Source organism: uncultured Photobacterium sp. (genome assembly GCF_947039875.1).
Lineage (GTDB): Bacteria > Pseudomonadota > Gammaproteobacteria > Enterobacterales > Vibrionaceae > Photobacterium.
Map to the genome: position 1 here is coordinate 15,598 of NZ_CAMRAN010000041.1, position 20,850 is coordinate 36,447.

Annotated in this window: 20 protein-coding genes; 15 read left to right on the top strand and 5 right to left on the bottom strand. The window is 41.9% G+C overall.

The features are described from left to right. Window positions 1-7 precede the first annotated feature (7 nt). From gyrB to dnaA, 4 genes are read right to left on the bottom strand one after another with little or no spacing between them, the layout of a single operon-like run. On the bottom strand, window positions 8-2,428 hold the full coding sequence (gene gyrB, locus Q0V26_RS13600; protein ID WP_297482518.1) for a DNA topoisomerase (ATP-hydrolyzing) subunit B: 2,421 nt from the start codon (window positions 2,426-2,428) through the stop codon (window positions 8-10). A 15-nt stretch (window positions 2,429-2,443) separates the two neighbouring features. Continuing rightward, the gene (gene recF / locus Q0V26_RS13605) at window positions 2,444-3,526 is read right to left on the bottom strand and encodes a DNA replication/repair protein RecF (protein WP_297482521.1); all 1,083 of its coding nucleotides are present in this window, start codon (window positions 3,524-3,526) and stop codon (window positions 2,444-2,446) included. 2 nt (window positions 3,527-3,528) lie between these two features. Further along, a complete protein-coding gene (dnaN, locus tag Q0V26_RS13610; RefSeq protein ID WP_297482523.1) occupies window positions 3,529-4,629 on the bottom strand; it encodes a DNA polymerase III subunit beta in 1,101 nt (366 codons plus the stop codon). 1 nt (window position 4,630) lies between these two features. Then, window positions 4,631-6,028: a chromosomal replication initiator protein DnaA gene (gene dnaA / locus Q0V26_RS13615; protein ID WP_080159041.1), complete on the bottom strand. Its 1,398-nt coding sequence runs from the start codon at window positions 6,026-6,028 to the stop codon at window positions 4,631-4,633. A 476-nt stretch (window positions 6,029-6,504) separates the two neighbouring features. Here dnaA and Q0V26_RS13620 point away from each other — a divergent pair, with 476 nt between their 5' ends. From Q0V26_RS13620 to mnmE, 8 genes are all read left to right on the top strand, one after another. Beyond that, window positions 6,505-7,260 carry an amino acid ABC transporter substrate-binding protein gene (locus Q0V26_RS13620; RefSeq protein ID WP_297482527.1) on the top strand — a complete coding sequence of 252 codons (756 nt, stop codon included), beginning with the start codon at window positions 6,505-6,507 and terminating at the stop codon, window positions 7,258-7,260. Window positions 7,261-7,342: 82 nt separating this feature from the next. Next, a complete protein-coding gene (locus tag Q0V26_RS13625) occupies window positions 7,343-8,014 on the top strand; it encodes an amino acid ABC transporter permease (protein ID WP_297482530.1) in 672 nt (223 codons plus the stop codon). Further along, window positions 8,011-8,748: an amino acid ABC transporter ATP-binding protein gene (locus tag Q0V26_RS13630; protein ID WP_297482533.1), complete on the top strand. Its 738-nt coding sequence runs from the start codon at window positions 8,011-8,013 to the stop codon at window positions 8,746-8,748. Before Q0V26_RS13625 ends, Q0V26_RS13630 begins: the two co-directional genes overlap by 4 nt. 183 nt (window positions 8,749-8,931) lie before the next feature. After that, entirely contained in the window at window positions 8,932-9,066 is a 135-nt protein-coding gene (gene rpmH / locus Q0V26_RS13635) for a 50S ribosomal protein L34 (RefSeq protein WP_006233350.1), read from the top strand. Window positions 9,067-9,081: 15 nt separating this feature from the next. Further along, complete coding sequence (gene rnpA, locus Q0V26_RS13640; protein WP_080159045.1) at window positions 9,082-9,438, top strand: ribonuclease P protein component; 357 nt, start codon at window positions 9,082-9,084, stop codon at window positions 9,436-9,438. After that, window positions 9,405-9,662, top strand: coding sequence for a membrane protein insertion efficiency factor YidD (gene yidD / locus Q0V26_RS13645; protein WP_080159046.1), 258 nt, complete (start codon window positions 9,405-9,407; stop codon window positions 9,660-9,662). Before rnpA ends, yidD begins: the two co-directional genes overlap by 34 nt. Window positions 9,663-9,664: 2 nt before the next feature. Beyond that, window positions 9,665-11,305 (top strand): membrane protein insertase YidC, encoded by a 1,641-nt coding sequence (gene yidC / locus Q0V26_RS13650; RefSeq protein ID WP_297482548.1) that lies wholly within the window; start codon window positions 9,665-9,667, stop codon window positions 11,303-11,305. Between the two features lie 116 nt (window positions 11,306-11,421). Then, window positions 11,422-12,789 (top strand): tRNA uridine-5-carboxymethylaminomethyl(34) synthesis GTPase MnmE, encoded by a 1,368-nt coding sequence (mnmE, locus tag Q0V26_RS13655; protein WP_297482551.1) that lies wholly within the window; start codon window positions 11,422-11,424, stop codon window positions 12,787-12,789. A 70-nt stretch (window positions 12,790-12,859) separates the two neighbouring features. Here mnmE and Q0V26_RS13660 read toward each other — a convergent pair whose 3' ends face one another. Beyond that, on the bottom strand, window positions 12,860-13,399 hold the full coding sequence (locus tag Q0V26_RS13660; RefSeq protein ID WP_297482553.1) for a cobalamin adenosyltransferase: 540 nt from the start codon (window positions 13,397-13,399) through the stop codon (window positions 12,860-12,862). Between the two features lie 140 nt (window positions 13,400-13,539). Here Q0V26_RS13660 and Q0V26_RS13665 point away from each other — a divergent pair, with 140 nt between their 5' ends. The 7 genes from Q0V26_RS13665 (at window position 13,540) to Q0V26_RS13695 (ending at window position 20,797) form a co-directional block, all read left to right on the top strand. Beyond that, window positions 13,540-14,457 carry an ABC transporter substrate-binding protein gene (locus Q0V26_RS13665; protein WP_297482556.1) on the top strand — a complete coding sequence of 306 codons (918 nt, stop codon included), beginning with the start codon at window positions 13,540-13,542 and terminating at the stop codon, window positions 14,455-14,457. Next, window positions 14,435-15,475, top strand: coding sequence for an iron ABC transporter permease (locus tag Q0V26_RS13670; protein WP_297482558.1), 1,041 nt, complete (start codon window positions 14,435-14,437; stop codon window positions 15,473-15,475). Before Q0V26_RS13665 ends, Q0V26_RS13670 begins: the two co-directional genes overlap by 23 nt. Further along, window positions 15,472-16,239: an ATP-binding cassette domain-containing protein gene (locus tag Q0V26_RS13675; protein ID WP_107277105.1), complete on the top strand. Its 768-nt coding sequence runs from the start codon at window positions 15,472-15,474 to the stop codon at window positions 16,237-16,239. Before Q0V26_RS13670 ends, Q0V26_RS13675 begins: the two co-directional genes overlap by 4 nt. A 353-nt stretch (window positions 16,240-16,592) precedes the next feature. Next, the gene (mioC, locus tag Q0V26_RS13680; protein WP_080159052.1) at window positions 16,593-17,039 is read left to right on the top strand and encodes an FMN-binding protein MioC; all 447 of its coding nucleotides are present in this window, start codon (window positions 16,593-16,595) and stop codon (window positions 17,037-17,039) included. A 426-nt stretch (window positions 17,040-17,465) separates the two neighbouring features. Then, on the top strand, window positions 17,466-19,355 hold the full coding sequence (gene mnmG / locus Q0V26_RS13685; RefSeq protein ID WP_297482565.1) for a tRNA uridine-5-carboxymethylaminomethyl(34) synthesis enzyme MnmG: 1,890 nt from the start codon (window positions 17,466-17,468) through the stop codon (window positions 19,353-19,355). Between the two features lie 10 nt (window positions 19,356-19,365). Further along, a complete protein-coding gene (gene rsmG / locus Q0V26_RS13690) occupies window positions 19,366-19,986 on the top strand; it encodes a 16S rRNA (guanine(527)-N(7))-methyltransferase RsmG (protein WP_080159054.1) in 621 nt (206 codons plus the stop codon). Window positions 19,987-20,002: 16 nt separating this feature from the next. Further along, window positions 20,003-20,797, top strand: a complete 795-nt coding sequence (locus Q0V26_RS13695) for a ParA family protein (RefSeq protein WP_297482567.1) — start codon at window positions 20,003-20,005, stop codon at window positions 20,795-20,797. Window positions 20,798-20,850 lie beyond the last annotated feature (53 nt).

A 20,850-nucleotide genomic window follows, 5' to 3' on the forward strand; every position in this document is an offset into this window, starting at 1 on the left:
TGACAAACTACACGTCAAGGTTAGCTACTTTTAATGCGTTCTCTTCAATGAAGTTACGACGCGGTTCAACTTGATCACCCATCAAACAAGTAAACAACTCATCTGCCGCAACAGCATCATTGATGGTAACTTGCAGCATACGACGTACTTCAGGATCCATGGTTGTTTCCCACAACTGGTTCGGATTCATTTCACCCAGACCTTTATAACGTTGTAAAGATAAGCCACGACGTGATTCTTTGTTTAACCACTCAAGTACTTCTTTAAAGCTTGAAACCGGTTGTTTACGCTCACCACGTTGAACAAAAGCAGTCTCATCCAATAAGCCATCTAGTGCTTCAGAAAGATCCGCTAACTTAGCGTATTCTTTTGAATTCAGTAGATCGAAACTTAATGGGTACTCGTGATCAACACCGTGAGTACGCACCACAACCTTAGGTACGAAGACATTGTTCTCTTCATCACGTAAGATTTCAAACGTAAACTGACTTTCACCTGATTGCTTAGTATTTAATGCTGCAACAAGGTGAGTTAACCATGCTTCAACTTGCGCACTATCCGCTAGCATTTCAGTGCTTAAACGAGGTTGGTAAACCAATTCATTCAGCATTAACGCTGGGTAACGACGGCTCATGCGCTCAATCAGTTTCATCGCGCCATTGTATTGTGTTACTAGCGTTTCAAGTGCCATACCTGTCATCGCTGGCGCACCATCATTAGCAAACAAAGAAGCGTTATCCAGTGCCAATGATGTTTGGTACTGGTTCATCTCTTCATCATCTTTAATATATTGCTCTTGTTTACCTTTCTTCACTTTGTAAAGTGGTGGCTGAGCAATATAAATGTGGCCACGCTCAATAAGCTCTGGCATTTGACGATAGAAGAAGGTCAATAGCAACGTACGAATGTGCGAACCATCGACATCGGCATCGGTCATGATGATGATATTGTGGTAACGCAGCTTATCTGGGTTGTACTCGTCGCGACCAATACCACAGCCCATTGCAGTGATCAGTGTTGCCACTTCTTGTGAAGATAGCATCTTGTCGAAACGTGCTTTTTCAACGTTAAGGATTTTACCTTTTAGCGGTAGAATCGCTTGGTTTTTACGGTTACGTCCCTGCTTGGCTGAACCGCCAGCAGAGTCCCCTTCCACAATATATAGTTCAGAAAGAGCAGGATCTTTTTCCTGACAATCTGCAAGTTTACCCGGAAGGCCCGCTAAATCTAATGCACCTTTACGACGTGTCATTTCACGCGCTTTACGCGCTGCTTCACGCGCACGAGAGGCATCAATAATTTTAGTACAAATGATTTTAGCGTCTGCTGGGCTTTCTAATAAGAACTCAGCAAACTTCTCGTTCATTGCTGATTCAACCGCAGTTTTCACTTCGCTTGAAACCAGCTTATCTTTAGTCTGGCTAGAGAACTTAGGATCAGGCACTTTAACTGAAACTACCGCTATCAAGCCTTCACGCGCATCATCACCTGATGTTGCTGCTTTGGCTTTCTTTGAGTAGCCTTCTTTATCCATAAATGAATTAAGAGTACGCGTCAAAGCACCACGGAAACCCGCTAAGTGGGTACCACCATCACGTTGTGGAATGTTGTTAGTAAAGCAGTAAACACCTTCTTGGAAACCATCGTTCCACTGCATTGCAACTTCAACGGTAATGCCGTCTTCACGCTCACTATCAAAGTGAAAAACTTTCTGATGGATTGGCGTTTTATTACGGTTTAAGTGCTCTACAAATGCGCGAATACCACCTTCATACATAAAGTGATCTTGCTTACCATCTTCACGCTCATCAATTAACTTGATAGATACGCCAGAGTTCAAGAATGATAATTCACGTAGACGTTTAGCTAAAATTTCGTAATGAAATTCAATATTGTTAGTAAAGGTTTCTTCGCTTGGCCAGAAACGTAAACGGGTACCGGTTTTGTCAGTATCACCCACTTCAGCCAATGGTGCATCAGGTACACCATGGTGGTAAGTTTGCTGGTGAATATGACCTTTACGGTTAATGGTTAGCTCAACTTTTTCAGACAAGGCGTTTACAACAGAAACACCTACACCATGGAGGCCGCCAGACACTTTGTAAGAATTATCATCGAACTTACCACCAGCGTGGAGTACAGTCATGATAACTTCAGCGGCTGACACCCCTTCTTCTTCGTGAAGTTCAGTCGGAATACCACGACCGTCATCGCTTACAGAAACCGAACCATCTTCGTGAATCGTAACAATGATATCTTCACAGTGACCAGCAAGAGCTTCATCGATAGAGTTATCGACTACCTCAAAAACCATGTGGTGCAAGCCAGTACCATCATCAGTATCACCGATGTACATTCCTGGGCGCTTACGTACCGCATCGAGGCCTTTAAGCACCTTAATGCTTGATGAATCGTAATTGTTGGACATTGAGTTACTCTCGCTTTAATTATCCTGTGTTATCTTGCCGTGTTCGACCATGAACAACCTACCGTTTTCATCAAGCATATCAACCACTTGCTCGCGACTAATAGCACTAATGAACACTTGGGCGTTAGTTTCCTTTAATCGTTGCGCTAGCAACGCTCGCCTATGGCTATCCAATTCGGAAGCAAAATCATCAATTAGGTAAATACACTGTTTGCCGGTGGCCTCAGTAAGATGTAGACCTTGCGCTAAACGCAACGCACACACCATTAACTTTAGCTGACCGCGGGACAAAACGTCCTCAACCGGTGTTCCAGCAACTTTAATCCGTAAATCAGCCTTATGGGGCCCACTTACGGTATAGCCAAGCTGACAGTCACGTTCAAAATTACGTTGCAGCAGCTCAGCATACGGTGTTTCTTTTTCCCAGCCACGGTAAAAACCAAGCTGGATTTCAAATTCAGGTAGGAATACCTGACATATTTCAGCCGCTTTAATTTTTACGGCTGTAATGTATTCTTGACGCCACACACTGATTTGTTCAGCAAGTAACGCCAGCTCTTGATCCCAATAACTGAGTTCACGGTAGCTACGTGCCTGCTTTAATAATGCATTACGTTGTTTCGTCAATCGTTTTAAGCGGCTCCATGCATTATAGAACTTTGGTTCAACATGAAACACACCCCAATCAATAAAAGACCGTCGAAACTTAGGTCCGCCGATCAGTAAATCAAACCCTTCAGGGGTAATTAACTGTAATGGTAAAATCTGTGCTAGCTGCGCTAACTTTTGATTACCTTCACCACCAATCTTAACTTCGGTAGTACCATCACGTTGCTTGCTGATCCCTAAAGGTAAAGTGAGGTCGTTGTTATCAGTGACTCGACCATGAATAAACAATTGATGTTGTTCATGGCGAATAACACGGCTGGTTAAATGGCTACGAAACGAACGTCCATGTCCTAAATAATGAATCGCTTCAAGAACACTGGTTTTACCGCTGCCATTCGCGCCAACCAAAAAATTAAACCCGCTGGCTAACGTAATATCACACTGAGCAATATTACGAAAATCCTGCACTAATAACCGAGTAAGCGCCATAATTACAGTCTAATTGGCATTACTACATACATGGCTTCATCATTGGTTGCATCTTCAATTAATGACGGTGCATTCGCATCCGATAATGACAACCGTACTTGATCACACTTAAGGGTGTTTAATACATCAAGTACGTAGCTAACATTAAAACCAATTTCTAAGCTGTCACCCTCATAATCAACATCAAGAAACTCTTCCGCTTCTTCTTGTTCTGGGTTATTAGCCGTAATGCGCATTTCACCATTAGATAAACCGACTCTTACGCCACGAAATTTTTCATTGGATAAAATAGCCGCTCGCGCAAACGCTTTACGCATCTCATCACAACTAGCCTCAACAAACTTGGTGCTATTTTGTGGCATGACACGACGGTAATCAGGGAAACGTCCATCAACTAACTTAGTGGTAAACACAAAATTACCCACCGTCGCGCGTAAATTTGAATGACCAATTTGAATATTGACTAAGGCTTCTGGATTATCAAACAACCGCACTAATTCTAGTACCCCTTTACGCGGCACAATAATTTGTTTGGTTGGTAAATCATGGCCTGTATCAATCGCACAAACCGCCATACGGTGACCGTCGGTTGCAACTGAACGTAAATGTTGACCATCAGTTTCAAATAGCATTCCGTTAAGGTAGTAACGCACATCTTGGTTTGCCATTGAAAATTGAGTGCTATCAATCAGCTGACGCATACGCCCCTGTTCAATCGTGAACTCAACTTCACTTTGCCAATCTTCAATATTTGGAAAATCAGCCGCAGATAATGTCGTTAATGTGTAGCGACTACGACCAGAACGAATTAACACTCGATCACCTTCATAGATAACCGCGATGGTGGCACTATCAGGTAAGCCACGACAAATATCTAAAAATTTCCGCGACGGTACTGTCACAGCACCCGCTTCAAAATCGCCTTCTAGCGCAATTTTTGCAATGAGCTCAACTTCAAGATCGGTACCTGTCATTGACAAGCATCCATTCTCAACTTGCAGCAGAATATTGCCTAAAATAGGTAATGACGGACGACCACCTAGTGCACCAGTCACCTGTTGCAAAGGTTTTAATAAATGTTCACGTTCAACAGTAAATTTCATATTAAGACGACAACGTTCTAATTAGGTTTGAATAATCTTCTTTAATATCGTGGCTTTCTTCGCGTAACTGCTCAATCTTACGACAAGCATGAAGTACGGTCGTATGATCACGACCACCAAAGGCATCGCCAATCTCAGGAAGACTGTGGTTTGTCAGTTCTTTTGCTAACGCCATCGCCATTTGACGAGGACGAGCAACACTACGAGAGCGACGCTTAGACAGCATATCAGCCATCTTTATTTTATAATATTCTGCAACAGTCTTCTGAATATTATCAATCGTCACTAGCTTTTCTTGTAGCGCTAATAAATCACGCAGTGCTTCACGAACAAAATCAATCGTGATCGCGCGACCAGTAAAATTAGCATTGGCTATCACACGATTCAACGCACCCTCTAATTCACGCACATTGGAACGTAACCGCTTTGCAATAAAGAACGCCACTTCGTCAGCTAAACGAATGTTATGATCTTCAGCTTTCTTCATTAAAATAGCAACGCGGGTTTCAAGCTCGGGCGGCTCAATAGCAACAGTCAGTCCCCAACCAAAGCGTGATTTTAAACGGTCTTCAACCCCATTAATTTCACGAGGGTAACGATCTGATGTCAAAATAATTTGTTGATTACCTTCTAATAACGCATTAAAGGTATGAAAAAATTCTTCTTGAGAGCGTTCTTTATTGGCAAAAAATTGAATGTCATCAATCAAGAGAGCGTCAACACTACGGTAATAACGCTTAAATTCTTCAATGGCATTATTCTGCAGTGCTTTTACCATATCTTGCACAAAACGCTCAGAGTGCATGTAAACAACTTTAGCGTTGGGTTTACGATTAGCAATCGCATTACCCACCGCATGTAACAAGTGCGTTTTACCTAAACCAGTACCACCGTATAAAAATAACGGATTGTAGGCAGCTCCTGGGTTATCAGACACCTGACGACAAGCAGCAAGACCTAATTGGTTTGATTTACCTTCCACAAAATTATTGAAATTATGTTTAGGGTTTACATTTGAACGATAGCCACCAGGTGATTCCGTTTGTACAGGAGACGGTGCCGGTTCGTAATGCATTGGCTCAGGTTCAGTGCGAGGTCTTGATTGCGGTAAGGTAAAAACCGGCGGCGCAACAGGTTGAGGCGGCGCAACAACAGGTTTGCTACCAACTTCAAAACGCAGACTCGGAACATCAGCACCACAAAATTCATTAAGTAGTCGATTGATATTATTAAGATATTTATCACGCACCCAATCTAAGACAAACCGATTGGGAGCAAATAATGTCAATGTATGATCATTTAATTCAGCCTGAAGCGGACGCAGCCACATACTGAATTCTGTCGCAGGGAGTTCTTCCTGAAGGCGTTGAAGGCACTGCAACCATAGCGAAGATGACAAGGTAGACTCCACACTGAATAAACAAAACACAAAAAGGGAGATAATTTTATACTCGCTGAACAAGGATCGCCAGTAAAGAGATCCCAGATCCAGTGAATAAGATCTAACTTATGCACATAGATCTCACAATAAAATGTAAGATCAGTACAATTTAACCCACCTTTACCCACAGCTATATTAACACAAGTGCCACAAAGATAAGTCTTTCATTGCCCGTTTAATGCTGTTTTTACTCAATAATGACCATTATATCATCAGCTATTATCATCCACAGGGAAAACCTATCGCTGTGGGTAACCTTTTATAACAATCAGCGCCCTTTTATATACCGTAAAAAGCATAATATCAGACTGTAATATGTCAGTAGCCAAACAAATGGTTATTTCAAATAACTGTTAATTATTATCTTTATGATTAAATATCGAGGTAGGATGAATTCACCAAATAAAACCCTATAAAGGAAAGGAAAATACCGAATGAAAAACTGGATAAAAACGTTAGTGATCGCAAGTACCCTATTTGCTAGTACAACCACCAGTGTTATAGCTGCAACCACGGTTAAAGTAGGTATGTCTGGTCGTTATTTCCCTTTTACTTTTGTTAGTCAAGATAAGTTACAAGGATTTGAAGTTGATCTCTGGAATGAAATTGGTAAACGCAATGACTATAACGTCGAATTTGTTACCGCAAGTTTCTCTGGTTTGTTTGGACAACTAGATACAGGGCGTATTGATACTATTTCAAATCAAATTTCTATTACCCCTGCTCGCCAAACCAAATTTTTATTTAGTCAACCTTATGTAATTGATGGCGCACAATTAGTGGTAAGAAAAGGCAATGACAGCATTCACTCAACAGCAGATTTAAATGGTAAAACAGTTGGTGTTAATTTAGGTTCAAACTATGAGCAACTGCTACGTCATTTGCCTAATGCCAAAGACATTAATATCAAGACCTATGACAGTGGTATTGAACAAGATGTGGCCTTAGGTCGTACTGATGCCTTTGTGATGGATCGTTTATCATCCGTGGCTATCATCAGTAGTAAACCATTACCACTCCAACTAGCAGGAAAACCTTTTGCAGCCATTGAAAACGCATGGCCATTTTTAAATAACGCCAAGGGGAAGTTACTCCAACAACAAGTTAATCAAGCCTTAGCTTCTATGCGCAAAGATGGCACGCTTACTGCGATATCAAATAAGTGGTTCCATAGCGATATCACACAATAATTAACCGTTTCACCATTACGACTCATTGTAATGGTAAATCTATTTTACCTCGTTAATATAACTAGTACAGCGGATCACCATTATGGGTTTTGATTTTAATTATATGTTGTCGTTGATGCCTATTTTGTTGAAATACCTACCAACGACATTACTCATGGCCGCTATTGGTGCCATTTTCGCCTTGATACTTGGCCTAATTTTAGCGCTAATACGCATTTATAAACTACCGCTACTTAGCCCACTGACACAACTTTATATCAGTTTTTTTCGTGGTACTCCGTTATTAGTACAACTATTTTTACTGTATTACGGCTTACCACAAGTGCTGCCAAGTTTAGTTGGATTAAACGCATTCAATGCCGCCGTTATTGGCCTTAGCCTTCATTTTGCGGCATACATGGCTGAAAGTATTCGTGCAGCTATTATCGGGGTTGATCGCAGCCAACGTGAAGCTAGTTTAGCGATCGGCATGACAGAATGGCAAACCATGCGTCGTATTATATTGCCGCAAGCCACTCGCATCGCGTTACCATCATTGATGAATTACTTTATTGATATGATTAAATCAACCTCACTCGCCTTTACTTTAGGTGTGCCAGAAATCATGGCAAAAGCACAAATGGAAGCGTCATCTAGCTTTAAATTTTTTGAAGCTTTCCTTGCTGTTGCAATTATATACTGGGCTGTAGTAATAGTGCTTACTCGCTTACAGCAATTAGCTGAAACACGTTTAGATAGGGCTTACGTACGATGATTAATATAAACAAACTCACTAAACGTTTTGGCGAACAAACTATTTTTAGCGATCTTGATCTCACTATCAACAAAGGTGAAATCGTGGCTATCATTGGTCCATCAGGCACCGGAAAATCAACCTTTTTACGTTGCCTTAATTACCTTGAAAGTGCCAATAGTGGCACTATCACCATTAACGATGTGACCGTCGATGGCCAACAGCCTAAAAAAAGTGACATTTTAGCCCTACGACGCCAAACAGGATTTGTATTCCAAAACTATGCTTTGTTTAATCATCTCACAGCACAACAAAATATTAGTGAAGGTTTACGCGTCGTTAAAGGCCTTAGCAAACAACAGGCACAGCAACGTGCACTTGATATTTTGACGGACATTGGCTTAGCCGATAAAGCTGACACCTATCCAGCCGCCCTCTCTGGTGGCCAACAGCAACGGGTGGGTATTGGTCGTGCTATGGCGTTAGAAGCCGAATTATTATTACTTGATGAACCTACGTCAGCCCTCGATCCACTGTGGGTCAATGAAGTGCTTAACTTGATCAAACAATTGGCAAAACACCAACAAACAATGTTGATCGTCACTCATGAATTACAATTTGCGCGTGAAGTCGCCGATAGAGTGATCTTTATGGCCGACGGTCAATTTGTAGAGCAAGGACCACCAGAGCAGATCTTTAATTACCCTAACGATCCACAACTAAAGGCTTTTTTAACTCAAATAGGGATCCAATAAGGATCCTTGAACTTCGCGCTATAAAACGTATAATGCAGCGCCCATCATTAGATGTGGGTATAATTATTGACTCTTTGTTAGTCAGTGATTACAATTCCGCCTCTTTGTTGGTGGTAATTGTCCAATTATGGCCAATTACATCTAACAAACTTAAAAACTGATCAGTTAATTTAAGGTAAAACCATGAAACGCACATTCCAACCTTCTGTTCTTAAGCGTAAGCGTAGTCACGGCTTCCGTGCTCGTATGGCAACTAAGAACGGTCGTGCAACAATCAATGCACGTCGCGCTAAAGGCCGTAAGCGTCTTTCTAAGTAATCATCGACGATTATTTTGAATAAGTTCGCTTTTTCTCGGGAGTTACGTTTGTTAACTCCCGAACATTATAAAACTGTCTTCCAGCAAGCTCATCGTGCTGGCTCTCCCCACTTGACTATTCTTGCCCGTTCTAACGAACTCGACCACCCCCGTCTCGGTCTGGCTGTTCCAAAAAAACAGATTAAAACTGCTGTCGACAGAAACCGCTTCAAACGCGTTGTTCGCGAAAGTTTCCGTTTAAAACAACATCAGCTTCCAGCTTGCGACTTCGTAGTCATTGCCAAGAAATCAGCCAATGGGTTGAGTAACGAAGAACTATTTACGTTGTTAGATAAGTTATGGCATCGCCTGTCTCGCCCGTCGCGTGGCTAGTCGTAAGACTAGTCCGCTTTTACCAACTGGCAATCAGTCCTCTCCTTGGACCACGCTGTCGGTTCACCCCTACATGTTCTCAATATGCGATCGAAGCTGTAAAAACGCATGGAGCGCGAAAAGGTTGTTGGTTAGCGGCGAAACGTCTATTAAAATGTCACCCTTTAAATGACGGTGGTTACGACCCCGTTCCGCCAACCAAGCATAACGACAGAGAACATTAACCATGGGTTCCCAACGTAATATTCTGTTAATTGCCCTACTGTTTGTCTCATTCTTGCTATTTCAACAATGGCATGGCGACAAAAACCCGCAACCAACGAAGCCGGGTGTAGAGCAACAAGTCAATAACAATAGTGGTATTCCATCACATTCAAGTGATAATCAACCACTGGCTGACCAGAAAACTTCAACTAACTTAATTACCATTAAAACGGATGTACTGGAATTAACAGTCGACACGCTTGGTGGTGATGTTATCAATGCAAAACTACTAAAATACGACAACACCCTAGATTCTAAAGACCCATTTGTTCTGTTAAGTGATACTGACGGCCGCGATTACATTGCGCAATCAGGCTTAATCGGCACTAATGGTTCTGACTCACAAACACATGGTCGTGCACAATACGTGGTGACGGCAAAAAGCTTCGTCATGGCACCAGACCAAAACGAACTACGTGTACCAATGACATTCACTCGTGATGGCATTAGTTACATCAAAACATTCGTTTTCAAGCGTAACGATTATGCGGTTAATGTTGACTACACTGTCGACAACAAAACTGACAAGCCAGCAACAGTACAAATGTACGCACAGCTTCGTCACCGCCTAGAAAGCAAATCTAGCGGCGGCATTCAAGGCATGGCAATGCACACCTACAATGGTGCGGCATACTCAGCTAATGATACTAAGTACACAAAATACAGTTTTGATGACATCAAAGAGAAGAACCTTAACCAGTCAGCAAATGACGGCTGGGTTGCGATTATGGAGAACTACTTCGTATCAGCATGGATCCCTCGTGATGGCGCCGATCAGACTTCTCAAGTCTACAGCAGCGATAACAACGGTGTAGGTTACATCGGCGTACGTATGCCGTTAGAGACTGTTGCTCCTGGTCAAACAAAAGAAATTAAAGCAACACTATGGCTTGGTCCTAAGTTGCAAAAAGAAATGGCTGCAACAGCCGCTAACCTAAACCTAACGGTTGATTACGGTTGGCTATGGTTCATTGCTAGTCCATTGCATAAATTGCTTTCTTTCATTCACGGTATTGTAGGTAACTGGGGTGTTGCAATCATCATCCTAACGCTAATTGTTCGTGGTGCTATGTACCCACTAACAAAAGCACAGTACACCTCAATGGCGAAAATGCGTATGCTACAGCCAAAAATTCAGGCAATGCGTGAGCGTTTAGGTGATGACCGTCAACGTCAAAGCCAAGAAATGATGGAACTGTACAAAAAAGAGAAAGTAAACCCACTTGGTGGTTGTTTACCTATCATGCTACAGATGCCAATTTTCATCGCACTGTACTGGGCACTAATGGGATCAGTTGAATTGCGTCATGCGCCATTCTTCGGTTGGATTACGGATCTATCAGCACAAGACCCGTACTACATCCTACCTGTTCTTATGGGTGTATCAATGTTCCTTATTCAGAAGAACAGCCCATCAACAGTAACGGATCCAATGCAGCAGAAGATCATGACCTTTATGCCGGTTATGTTTACTTTCTTCTTCCTATGGTTCCCTTCTGGTCTAGTGCTTTACTGGCTAGTATCAAACATCGTTACCCTAATTCAACAAACCATTATTTTCCGTGCGTTGGAGAAAAAAGGTTTACACAGCAAAGCTAAATAAGCTGTCCCTGTGAATGAAAGGCGACCTTAGGGTCGCCTTTTTTTATGGGGCAGATTAGGCGTAAGCCCTCACAGTGGTTTACAATCATCAAGTCATTTTAAAGCAAAGCCAAGGTTATGAATCAACATATCGATACTATCGTTGCACAAGCAACACCACCGGGCCGTGGCGGCGTCGGCATCATTCGCGTTTCAGGTCCTAAAGCGAAAGAAGTAGCCCTTGCCGTTGCTGGCCGTGAGTTAAAAACCCGTTACGCTGAATATCTGCCATTTAAAAATGAAGATGGAACCGCGCTTGATCAAGGGATCGCGCTATTTTTTAAAGGCCCTAACTCGTTCACAGGTGAAGATGTATTAGAACTGCAAGGCCACGGTGGCCCAGTATTGATGGACATGATGATCCGCCGCATTCTTAGCATTGAAGGCATTCGTCCGGCACGCCCAGGTGAGTTCTCAGAACGTGCCTTTATGAACGACAAGCTTGATTTAGCCCAAGCTGAAGCCATTGCTGATTTAATTGATGCCAGCTCAGAAGAAGCGGCGAAAAGTGCCTTTAAATCACTGCAAGGTGTGTTCTCAAACAAAGTAAATGAATTGGTCGAAGCCTTAATTCATTTACGTATTTTCGTCGAAGCTGCGATTGATTTTCCTGAAGAAGAAATAGATTTTCTGTCTGACGGCAAAGTCAGTGGTGATCTCAATAACATAATGGATCGCTTGGCTGATGTGCGTAAACAAGCCAACCAAGGTGCAATCATGCGTGAAGGCATGAAGGTAGTGATTGCAGGTCGCCCTAATGCTGGTAAATCAAGCCTATTAAATGCCTTATCAGGAAAAGACAGCGCGATTGTGACCGATATCGCAGGTACAACCCGTGATGTATTACGTGAACATATTCACATTGACGGTATGCCATTACACATTATTGATACCGCAGGTTTACGTGAAGCAACCGATGAAGTAGAACGGATTGGTATTGAACGCGCATGGGCGGAAATTGAACATGCCGATCGGGTGTTATTCATGGTTGATAGCACCACCACCGATGCTACCGATCCTAAAGATATCTGGCCTGATTTTATTGAACGCTTACCGGCCAACATGGGCTTAACTGTAATTCGCAATAAAGCCGAACTTACCGGTGAAGTAACGGGCATTACAGAAGTTAATGACTCAACCTTAATTCGCCTCTCAGCACGCACAGGCGATGGTGTGGACGACTTACGCGAACATCTAAAGCAATGTATGGGATTTGCAGGCACGACGGAAGGCGGCTTTATGGCACGTCGTCGTCACTTAGATGCCCTTGAACGTGCAGCTGAACATTTAGTGATCGGTAAAGAGCAACTAGAAGGCTTTATGGCAGGTGAGATTCTGGCTGAAGAATTACGGTTAGCTCAACAGCACTTAAGTGAGATCACCGGTGAGTTTACATCGGATGATTTACTTGGACGTATCTTTACTTCTTTCTGTATTGGTAAGTAAATACTAACCTAATGCATCAGTAACAAAAAAAACGCCATATATAATTGATATATGGCGTTTTTTATTATTATTATTTAGCTTCGGGCGAAGGATAATTTATGCTGATATATTCAGGCTCTTCAATTCCAGCCTGCTGATTAAGCACTCGCGTTAATGCAAAAAAGTAATTCACCAACAAATTACTGAATCGAGGTAATGTTTCAGGCACCTTTTTACCCACCGCATCAACGTTAACTAATTGACGCACCACCTTCTTCGATAAACTCCGACATTGATGTAATTGCACCACCGCGCCTATCCCTCGCGGTAATACAAAGCGCTTATTGTTATCGGTTACTTGGGCGCGAAAATAATGATAATCCGCTTTCAACTTAATAATATCCACTTCAAAAATACCGCACTTACCTCGAATAGATCCATTGAGGTTAAAAATACGTGGTTGTAACCATGATAAAGATTGTCGCACTTCATCATCTTGCAGTTGTGAGATAGCTAATCCCACATATGTACATAATTCATCGGTGAGAATTTCAAAATCACATAACGGGGAATCTTCAAAAATAAAGGGATAAGCAAGTTCATCAATATCACCCGAAAATTTTAATACCATAACTGTGTTATTCCTTGCCAAATATGCGTAATTCTAACAGAAGACGACCATTGACAGCGCTCAAAAAATCACTAACTATGTCCGCAAAATTTGCTTACCAAGGATGAGGTAAGCTTACTATTAGTAGCATATGGAAAATTATGTATTCACGACTTAAAAATTTATTTTTTATAGGCTGCCTATGCACTAGCACAGCCTGTTTAAGTGCACAGACCTCATACCCAATCACCGTCACCGATGCCAGTCAGCACCCACTGACATTAACCACGATGCCGACACAAGTTGACTCTAAAAGCATGTTTAGTGATCAAGTATTAATGGCACTATTGCCCTTAAAAAACATCACCAGTTTAAGTCGTTTAAGTAAGGACCCGACTTATTCAATTATGGCCGATAAAATTCCAGAGACATTGCCGCTACGTGATCTAAACGTAGAACGAATAATTGCCGAACGTCCAGATTTAGTGCTGGTGGCCAGTTGGAGTGATGGGCCTAAAATTGCCCAATTACGTGCAGCAGGTATCAATGTTTTTGTCATTAAAACCGTTTATAGCCTCAAAAATATTGAACAAAACATTTTATTAGTTGGCAAGCTCGTCAATAAAAATGCAGCGGCGATGGCAGTGGTTGACAAGATGAACGCCAAACTTAAACAACAGGTTATTATTCCACAGCACAAGCTAACTGCTATTGAATACACCCCCTGGGGCGCATCCAGCAATCATAACTCCACTATCAATACCATTATTAGTCACGCCCAACTTAACAACGTGATTGCCAATACCAATGGCGATAAATTTGGCCAAGTTCCAATAGCGAAAGAACAACTATTAGCCCTAAACCCTGATGTAATTATTATTCCAGGTGAAAATAACAATGGCTTTAAACAACAGCTATTACACGATCCAGCCTTGCAAACATTAACCGCCATTCGTGAGCGCCGCGTTATTAGCTTGCCACATTCATTGCGTTCAACCGATAGCCAATATATTGCCGATGCTATCATCTACCTTAATCATAAGGTTTATCAGTCTCATGTTCACCCATCCATACATTAAACCCGTTCAAGGTCTATTAGCCGTTACCGCATTACTGGTGCTACTCATGCTTTATTTGAGCCTCGGATCAGTTGCCATTCCCATGCATGATATTATTGCCATGCTTGCCAGTTATATTCAGGGAGGGGAAACCTTAGCTCAGCAACAACATCCCCTCGCCTCAGCCATCATATTACAGATCCGTTTGCCCCGCGCTTGTGCCGCTATATTAGCCGGAAGTGCGTTAGCGTTAGCTGGAGCATGCAGCCAAGGTTTGTTTAGAAATCCCCTCGCTAGCCCCGATATCTTAGGTATCAGTGCAGGCAGTAGCTTTGCAGCAGTGGTGGCGATTGTCAGTGGCTTAACGGTCGTCAATCCTGCGTTATTACCCCTTGTTACAGCCATCGGCGCATTAATAACGGCAACAATCGTTTATTTAATTGCTCGTCAAACTCAACAACATGGTTTATTCATCATTTTAGCCGGGCTCGCCGTGTCGAGTTTATTAGGTGGATTAACCATGGGCGTATTGTTAACCGCTCAACAATATGAAGTGAGTGAGTTTGTCTTTTGGACCATGGGAGGATTAGACGCGCGTACATGGCAACAATTATTATGGCCAACCCCCATTATTATCATTACAGGATGGCTACTATTACGCCACGGTCAGACCTTAAATTTACTGGCTTTAGGTGAGCAAAATGCCCACGGCATGGGAATAAATGTTAACCACAGCCGCCGATTATTATTACTACTGACCACCTTACTCACCGCAATGGCCATTGCTGTAGCGGGCCCAATTGGTTTTATTGGCTTAATAGTGCCGCATTTAGCACGGTTACTAATAGGACCGAATAATCGTATTTTATTACCGTTTTCAGCATTATTTGGCGCAATGTTTTTATTAGCGTGTGATCTTATTGCCCGTACCGTTATTGCTCCCAATGAATTAAAGACGGGGATTATCACCGCGGTTATAGGCGGGATCTATTTTATTGCTCTACTCATACGCAGCCAATATAAAGGATTACCATCATGATCCCATCACTGAAAATAACCCAATTAAATTATTACCAAGGATCACAACCATTATTGCAGAATATCAATTTTGCGATTAATCCCGGTGAGTTAGTCGGAATTATCGGCCCTAATGGCGCAGGGAAAAGTACCTTATTAAAATGCCTGAGCGGTTTTGTGGCACCTAAAAGTGGCAATATTTCTCTATTTGAACGCCCTCTCAGCAGCTACAACCATCAACAACGGGCACAATATTTAAGTTATTTACCTCAGCACACCGAACCCGCATTTGGCTTTGTGGTTCAAGATATTATTCATTATGGCCATCACCAATCCTCGTCGATATCAGAACAAAAAATAACAAGCATTATTAATCAGTTAGAGATAAAACCATTATTAAAACGCCCAATCAACCAACTCTCTGGTGGTGAACAACAACGGGTACATTTTGCACGGTTACTGATTCAAAATGCCGCCATTATGCTACTTGATGAGCCCACAGCCAGCCTTGATATTGGCCATGAGTCGCTCTTACTTAATATTTTGAGCCACCATTGCCAACAAGGCAAAAGCGCACTAATTGCCATTCATAACCTTAATACGGCCATCACATTTTGCGATCGTTTATTATTGCTTGAACAAGGCCAACAAATTGCCTTTGATACACCTCAAAACGTATTAACATCCGCCCAAATTAATGCACTTTATCACCACCATGTCAGCGTTATCCCTCATCCAACCACCCAAAAACTGGTTATTTTACCTCGAAAAAACAAGATCATTTAATTATTGCGATCAGTATGATGATCGCAATAATTAAAGATCATAAGCTTGTGCAAACAATAAGGGGATCATGTGGGTAAGATCTTTTATTAAGACCAAATCCCTTTTATCTTCCATCGCCGTAATGATCATCTTAATTGCTATAAAACTTCATTTTTTTGTATAAATACCCACATTTTTTCCCCGTTTCATCCCCACTTGATGCTGGTGGATAAAAAAAATACCCTGTCAGTGAATAAAAATGGTCACTTATGCCATAAAGGCTATCTTTATAGGGTTTGATCTCAGTACAATCTCAAGCTGGTATTCATCATTTCATATCGATGATCCCATCTAACGCCAATTTGAGGACAATTATGTCAACTATTACGCTGATCACTGGCAGCACGCTTGGTGGTGCTGAATATGTCGCCGATCATGTAGCCGATTTACTTACCGCACAAGGTCATCAAACCGATATCACAAACCAACCTCAATTTGATCAATTAAACCAAGACACCATTTGGCTTATTATTTGTTCAACCCATGGGGCCGGTGATTATCCAGATAACTTTATCGCCTTTGCAAATGCTCTTGCTGATCAGAATCCCACTCTTGATCAGCTAAAATTTGCCGTTATTGGGCTTGGAGACAGTAATTACGATACTTTCTGTGCTGCAGGTAAAAATATTCAAGCACGCTTACTCTCATTAGGTGCAACACAGCTTGGTGAACGACTTGATATTGATGTTTCAATGACACCAGTACCTGAAGATGCCGCAGAAATATGGCTTGAAGAATGGCAAAATGTATTAAATGATTAAAAAGTGGTCAATAGTTACTCAATTTGAAATCCTATTTAATGCTTTTATCTGTGGATAACTATAGATCTAAACGGTGATCAACCCATAGTTATCCATTTAATAACTTATAGACCCCTCTGCCCCTGTGTATAAGTAGCTATTTTGATCCCAGCCTATCCTCTGGAAGATCCAAGCTACTCCACAACAAATGATCGTCTATAAATACATGATCATAAGGATCATTTAGCGGTTATCCACACGATCAGTGGATCCTAATAGTAGATCTAATAGAAGATCTCTTTAAAAAGATCTTATATATATTTAAGAGACGTAAATGGGCGATCAAATGATCTTGATGAAAGATTCTCTCTTGCCAAGAAACAGGATAGAATGTCCGCCCTTTGCTCTAGTTAACTCACTGGCTATTTAAATACCTGAGGAAGTTTCATGTTTTACCAGGAAAAATTTGATGTCATCGTTGTGGGTGGTGGTCATGCCGGTACCGAAGCGGCACTGGCAGCTGCCCGAATGGGACAAAAAACCTTACTATTGACCCATAATATCGATACGTTGGGCCAAATGTCGTGCAACCCAGCTATCGGCGGGATCGGGAAAGGACACCTGGTTAAAGAAGTTGACGCCCTTGGTGGCTTGATGGCACATGCTATCGATAAAGGCGGAATTCAATTCCGTACACTCAACTCTTCCAAAGGCCCTGCAGTTCGGGCAACACGTGCACAAGCAGACCGTGCACTTTACAAAGCAGCAGTACGTAACGTATTGGAAAATCAGCCTAATTTAATGATTTTCCAACAAGCTGTAACAGATTTAATTGTTGAAAACCATCGCACTACCGGTGTAGTGACTGAAATGGATTTAAAATTCCACGCAAAAGCTGTGGTATTAACCGTCGGTACATTCCTTGGCGGTAAAATTCATATTGGTCTAGAAAACTACAGTGGCGGTCGTACTGGTGATCCTGCATCAAATGCACTTGCGGATCGTCTTCGTGAATTACCGTTACGGGTTGATCGCTTAAAAACAGGTACTCCACCACGTATTGATGCACGCACTGTTGATTTAAGTATTCTTGAAACCCAACATGGTGATAATCCAACCCCAACATTTTCTTTCATGGGGAAACAATCGGATCATCCTCGTCAAATTCCATGTTTTATTACTTACACCAACGAGCGTACGCATGAGGTTATTCGTAATAACCTTGATCGTAGCCCAATGTATGCTGGTGTGATTGAAGGTATTGGCCCTCGCTACTGCCCTTCAATTGAAGATAAAGTGATGCGTTTTGCGGATAAAAATAGTCACCAAATCTTCATTGAGCCTGAAGGCTTAACCACCAATGAACTGTATCCAAATGGTATTTCTACAAGCTTACCGTTTGATGTTCAGATGCAAATTGTGCGCTCAATGAAAGGATTTGAGAACGCAACCATTATGCGTCCTGGTTATGCGATTGAGTATGATTTCTTTGACCCGCGCGATCTTAAACAAACCTTTGAAAATAAATACATTGATGGATTGTTCTTTGCGGGACAAATCAACGGTACGACCGGTTACGAAGAAGCGGCAGCTCAAGGCCTAATGGCAGGCATGAACGCTGCCCTTCAAACCCAAGACAAAGAAGGTTGGAGTCCACGTCGTGATCAAGCGTACATGGGCGTATTGATCGATGATTTATCAACGATTGGTACTAAAGAACCGTACCGTATGTTTACGTCACGTGCGGAATATCGCTTGTTGTTACGTGAAGATAATGCTGATTTACGTCTAACACCAATGGGACGTGAATTAGGTCTAGTTGATGATGAGCGCTGGGCGCGTTTCAATCAAAAATTAGAAAATATGGAACAAGAGCGTCAACGTTTGAAAGAGATTTGGGTTAATCCAAACTCGAATCATATTGAGAGTTTAAATAAGATCCTTAAGTCACCGATCGTTCGTGAAGCGAATGGTGAGGATCTTCTTCGTCGCCCTGAAGTTACTTACGAACAATTAACGACAATTGAAACGTTCGCGCCAGCACACGAAGACATTGAAGCGCGTGAGCAAGTTGAAATTCAGATTAAATACCAAGGTTATATTGATCGCCAACGTGATGAAGTTGAAAAATCATTACGCCATGAGACCACTAAACTACCTTTTGATCTTGATTACAGCTTAGTGAAAGGTTTATCAAACGAAGTCGTAATTAAGCTTAATGATGCGAAGCCTGAATCTGTAGGCATGGCATCACGTATTTCAGGTATTACACCAGCCGCTATTTCATTACTATTGGTTTATTTGAAAAAACACGGCTTGCTTAAAAAAGGCGAATAAGGGCTCGATAATGAAACAACGTTTAATACAACTTATCGCTCAAACTGACCTGCAGGTCACAGAACAACAACTCGATCAATTGATTGGTTATGTGCAACTGCTGCATAAGTGGAATAAAGCGTATAATTTGACTTCTGTGCGTGATCCTAATGAAATGTTAGTTAAACACATTATGGATAGCATTGTTGTTAGCCAATATTTAGATGGTGAGCGTTACATTGATGTGGGTACGGGGCCGGGTTTACCTGGAATTCCATTAGCAATTATGTGCCCGCATAAATCATTTACGCTGCTTGATAGCTTAGGTAAACGAATTCGATTTATTCGCCAAGTGATCCATGAGCTAAAAATTACCAATGTGACTGCAGTTCAAAGTCGAGTTGAAGAGTTTGATCCCGGTGAAGGTTTTGATGCGGTATTAAGTCGTGCCTTTGCTTCAATGTCAGACATGGTTAATTGGTGTCACCATTTGCCTAAGTCAGGCGGTCAGTTTTTCGCTCTTAAAGGCCAGTACCATCAGGATGAAGTCTCCGATTTACCTGAATGGTGTACTGTTGTTGAAGTTAAATCTTTGCAAGTACCTGAACTTGATGGTGAACGTCATTTAGTTGTTTTAACGGCAAAAGATTAATTGTTGAGGTTTTTTTGTGGGAAGAATCATAGCTGTTGCAAATCAGAAAGGTGGTGTTGGTAAAACAACATCGTGTGTCAATCTGGCTGCTTCATTGGCTGCGACACAGCGTAAAGTATTAGTGATCGATCTCGATCCTCAAGGTAACGCTACCATGGCTAGTGGGGTCGACAAATACCAAGTCGAATCTACCGCTTATGATCTTCTTGTTGAAGAAACCCCATTTAATCAGGTTGTTATTAACGAAACTACTGGTGGCTATCATTTGATAGCCGCTAATGGAGATGTAACCGCAGCTGAAATTAAATTGATGGAAGTGTTTGCTCGTGAGACGCGATTGCGTAATGCACTGGCACCTGTTCGCGACAATTACGATTATATTTTTATCGATTGTCCGCCATCTCTAAACTTATTAACAATCAATGCGATGACGGCGGCTGACTCAGTGTTAGTGCCGATGCAGTGTGAATATTTTGCCCTTGAAGGCTTAACCGCATTGATGGACACCATCAGTAAATTAACCGCTGTTGTTAATAGTGATCTGAAAATTGAAGGGTTATTGCGAACCATGTTTGATCCCCGTAACCGACTTTCAAATGAAGTGTCACAACAGCTTAAAAAACACTTTGGTGATAAAGTATATCGCACTGTTATTCCTCGTAATGTTCGTCTTGCTGAAGCACCAAGTCACGGTCGCCCAGCAATGTATTATGACAAATATTCTAGTGGTGCTAAGGCGTATTTAGCGTTAGCCGGTGAAATGATTCGCCGTGATGAATTAGCACTGCAAGCCCCCCAGGTTGAAGCGTAAGGTTTTCCATGAATTTCAATAAACGAGGCTTGGGCAAAGGCCTTGATGCCCTA